This window comes from Glycocaulis sp. (assembly GCF_052168375.1).
Lineage (GTDB): Bacteria > Pseudomonadota > Alphaproteobacteria > Caulobacterales > Maricaulaceae > Glycocaulis.
Genome location: NZ_JBQLZR010000329.1, coordinates 1 through 3901 on the forward strand (window position 1 = coordinate 1; position 3901 = coordinate 3901).

Here is a 3901-nt window from a genome sequence, read left to right on the forward strand (position 1 = left end):
AGCTTCCCGAGAAGCTTCAAGCGGTAATCGTCGAACACGACCGTATCAGTAATGCGCGGCGCTCTGCCTCACGTCAAAAGGCGCGCACGCTCAACGGATATTGGACCTTCTATCCCGGACCCGCCTACACGTTCGTGGAAGACAAGTCGCAGGGCGGCAAGGTTCTTGTCCGCAAGGAGCCGGAAGCCTCGGTATTGGCGGAAGCCCTGAACGGCTTTGCCTCAGGCCGATTTGAAAGCCAGATGGAAGTGAAGCGATTTCTGGACACGCACCCGGACTATCCCAAGGGCAAGCGCGGCGAGATTCCCAAGCAGAATATCCGCAAGCTCCTCACCAACATCCTCTACACGGGCCATGTTGAATACGAGCCTTGGGGCGTTCCTCTCACCAAGGGCCATCACGAAGCGCTGATTTCCTACGAGACCCATCTGAGGATTCAGGAACGTCTCAACGGCAAACCGAAATTCCCGGTTCGCAAGACAATCAACGAGGACTTTCCTCTGAGGGGATGTGTCGATTGCGCGGACTGCGGCGTACCGCTCCGAGCGTCGTGGTCCAGCGGAGCGGTCAGAAGACATGCCTACTATGTCTGCCAGACCAAGGGATGCGCCTCCTACGGTAAGTCGACACCCAAAGCTAAGATCGAAGACGCGTTCGACGCGCTCATCTCAAATGTACGTATTCGGCCCGAGGTCGTCCGCGTGGTCGAAATGATGGTCCGCAGGGCGTGGGATATGAACGCTGCGAGCATCGCAGCTCGCGAGCGCAGTCTGGAACGATCTCTGAGAGAGACGCAGAACCAGATCGACGGGTTTCTTACCCGCATTATCGAAACGACTAACCCCGCAGTGATTTCCGCGTATGAGAAAAAGATCGAAGGTTTGGAGCGGGACCGGGTTGTCGCTTCCGAGCGGCTGGCTGCCTTCTCATCTCAAAAAGGGAGGCACCCCGGAGATTTTGAGAAAACTTATAGAACGGCCCTCGAATTCCTCGGGAAGCCGCATGAATTATGGCGTTCCGGACGGATCGAATGTCAGCGCGCGGCCATAAAGTTCACTTTCGGCGAACGCCTGAAATGGTGCCGCAATGGCGGCTATAGAATGGCTGAATTATCGTTACCGTTCAATCAATTAGGAGAAAGTATGAACCCGAAATTGGGCCAAATTGAAAAAATGGTGCGGGCGGCCGGAATCGAACCGGCACGGAGGTTGCCCTCCAACGGATTTTAAGTCCGGTGCGTCTACCAGTTCCGCCACGCCCGCAAAGGCATAAAGCCTTGCGCTCTAACGCTTTATCTCATCCTGACGCGTCACGATTTTGTGGCACAGCCCGTACTCGATCGCGTCCTTGGCGGTCAGCCAGAAATCGCGATCGGTGTCCTTCTCGATCCGCTCCAGCGTCTGGCCGGTAGCTTCCGCAAAGATGCGGTTCAGCCGGTCGCGCATCATGCGCATTTCGCGCACCTGGATCTCGATATCGCTGGCCGCGCCGCCCGCTCCGCCCGAAGGCTGGTGAATGAGGAAGCGCGTATTGGGCAGGCAGTAGCGGTCTTCCTTCTCGGCGCCGACAAAGATCAGCGCACCGGCTGACGCCACCCAGCCCGACCCCAGCGCGATCACGCGCGGTTTGATGAACTTCATCGTGTCGTGAATCATGTCGCCGGATTCGACATGGCCGCCCGGCGAGGACACTACCATCAGGATCGGATCATCGCTTTTTGCTGCCAGCGCAAAAAGCTGGGCACAGACCGAACGGGCCACCTTGTCATTGATGCCGCCGGTGATGAGGATGGTGCGGCTTTCAAACAAGGCCTTGCCGACAAAGTCCTCACCGGCCTGAGCGGCGCCCTTTTCCGGGGCGTCATCCTCGTCATCATCATTGCGGTGCGGAAAGGCGCGAAAGCCGTCAGCCATCATGGGAAGTGTCCTGTATCGCAAAGTGCGTCATCGCTGGAGTGCCAAGTTAGGCATGCTCGCCAGACGCCGCAAGCGGCGAGCGCGGGTCTATTGCCGTACAGCAAGCGCCGGTGGCAAGCGCGAGGCCTTCCATGCCGGAAGCGCACCGGCAACCAGGCCTGCGGCTATGCCTACGATGCCCGTCAATACCACCACGCGCGTGTCATGAATGACGGGAATGCCAAACCCGTGTTCCAGAATCTGTCCCGCGCCGAAGGAGACAGCTGCGCCGAAAGCGGCGCCAGCAAGGCCCAGTATCAGGCTCTCCAGAATGATCTGGGCGAGAATGTCCAGCCCGCCTGCGCCGGACGACATTTGCAGCGCAATGTCCCGCCGGCGCATTTCCACATTACTCAAGGTGGAGGACGCATAGCCGATGAGCGCAGCAAGGAGCGAGATCACCGCCACCACGACCAGCAAGGCCCCGGCGCTGGCACGCTGGCGTTGCACCGCCTGCGCTGGTGCGGACGCGTCGGAAAAGCGAAACGGCGGCGGTTGCGATATAGGGCTGCCCCGCGCGCGGCGCAGCACCCGATCAGCGTCACTGACAGAGGGCCGCAGCATGCGCCGGTCGCGCAGGACCACCGTCACCTGATCGGCTTCATTGGGCGCAAGCCTGGTGGCCCCGGCCTCGTAATAGCGCATGGAGGCGAGGAAGGGCACGATCACCGCCTCGTCATAGCGGTCGGCGGTGCGCACCTGCGGCGTTTCGAATATGCCGATGACCTCGCAGCCAATGCCGTTGACGCGCACCTGACGGCCAATGCGCGTGCGCTCGGCACGATAGAGATCGCGCGCTGCCGCAGCCCCGAGAAGACAGACCCGGCTTGCGCCTTCCAGTTCTTCCGCCGTGAACAGCCTGCCTTCAGCCATCGGTGTATCCAGTTCAAAGCGGTAATCGCCTGACACACCATACAGGAACATCTCGCGCGCCTCGGCGCCGTAGCGCACATCGCTCATTGTCATCCGCCAGGCGGCCACGCCCTCGATGCGCGCACCCAGCGTCTCGCGGATGCGCGTGATATCAGCCGTCGTCGGCGGACCGGACCGTTGCGGCGAGGCCCAGTTCTCCGTCACCACAAGCGAGCGGGCATACGCCCCGAAGGCCAGACGTTCAATCTGTTCGGAATAGCCGGTCAGCACCGCCGCCGCGAGCGAGACCGCTGCCGTGCCCGCCCCCAGCGTCAAGGCCATCAGAAGGGCGCGCAAGGGCCTCGCGCGCAGGGCAAGAAGCGCCAGGGAGACAAGGTTCGCCAGCATTGCCTTACACCCCACGCGCGACAAAGCGGCCACGCTCCATGTGCAGCACACGGTCTGCAATCGGCAGAAGTAGCGGATCATGGGTCGCCAGCACGACGGCCGCGCCCGCATCGGCCCGCTCGCGGATCAGTTCCGCGACAAGCCCGGTCGTGCCCTTGTCCAGAGAGGCGCTCGGCTCGTCACAGACAAGAAGGCGCGGCTGCATGGCCAGCGTGCGGGCAAGACCCACGCGCTGGCGTTCCCCGCCCGACAGGGTGCCGACCAGCCGGCGCGCCTTGTCGCCGAGGCCCACCCGGTCCAGCGCCTCGCGGGCGAGGCTGGTGCGGCGCGCGCTCCGGACACCTGCATAGCGCATGGGCAGGATGACGTTCTCGATCACCGGCATGCGCTCGATCAGCCCGGCATCCTGGAACAGGAAGCCGATCCGGCCCCGGCGCAGCTTCGCCAGACGCCCCCAGCCCCGGCGCGAGACATCTTCGCCGAACAGGTGAAGCCGGCCTGAATCGGGCCTGTCCAGCAGGCCGATGATCGACAGGAGCGTGGTCTTTCCGGACCCTGAATGCCCCATCAGCACCAGCACCTCGCCAGTATTGACCTCGATATCGACGCCGCCCAGCGCCACCACCTCTCCATCACTGGCACGATAGCGCCGGGAAAGGCCCTGCCCGCTCAACAATGGTGTATCA

Annotated in this window: 3 protein-coding genes, 1 tRNA gene and 1 pseudogene; 1 reads left to right on the plus strand and 4 read right to left on the minus strand. The window is 62.3% G+C overall.

Features of this window, described 5'->3' with window-relative positions; all coding sequences use genetic code 11:
* Nucleotides 1-242: 242 nt before the first annotated feature.
* Nucleotides 243-443 (plus strand): annotated as a pseudogene (locus ACTS2Z_RS13690) (recombinase family protein); the annotation flags it as partial.
* Nucleotides 444-1173: 730 nt separating this feature from the next.
* Here the strand turns inward: ACTS2Z_RS13690 and ACTS2Z_RS13695 are convergent.
* From ACTS2Z_RS13695 to ACTS2Z_RS13710, 4 genes are all read right to left on the minus strand, one after another.
* Nucleotides 1174-1262 (minus strand) — tRNA-Leu (locus ACTS2Z_RS13695).
* Nucleotides 1263-1283: 21 nt separating this feature from the next.
* Nucleotides 1284-1913, minus strand: coding sequence for an ATP-dependent Clp protease proteolytic subunit (locus ACTS2Z_RS13700; RefSeq protein ID WP_442573764.1), 630 nt, complete (start codon nt 1911-1913; stop codon nt 1284-1286).
* Nucleotides 1914-2003: 90 nt separating this feature from the next.
* Entirely contained in the window at nt 2004-3215 is a 1212-nt protein-coding gene (locus ACTS2Z_RS13705; RefSeq protein ID WP_442573762.1) for an ABC transporter permease, read from the minus strand.
* 4 nt (nt 3216-3219) lie between these two features.
* Nucleotides 3220-3901 (minus strand): ABC transporter ATP-binding protein (locus ACTS2Z_RS13710; protein WP_442573763.1); only part of this gene is annotated, 682 nt, incomplete at its 5' end.

Coding starts and splice junctions, on each gene's coding strand:
- ACTS2Z_RS13705 (WP_442573762.1), bottom strand. CDS start 3,215: ATGCTGGCGAACCTTGTCTCCCTGGCGCTTCTTGCCCTGCGCGCGAGG.
- ACTS2Z_RS13700 (WP_442573764.1), bottom strand. CDS start 1,913: ATGGCTGACGGCTTTCGCGCCTTTCCGCACCGCAATGATGATGACGAG.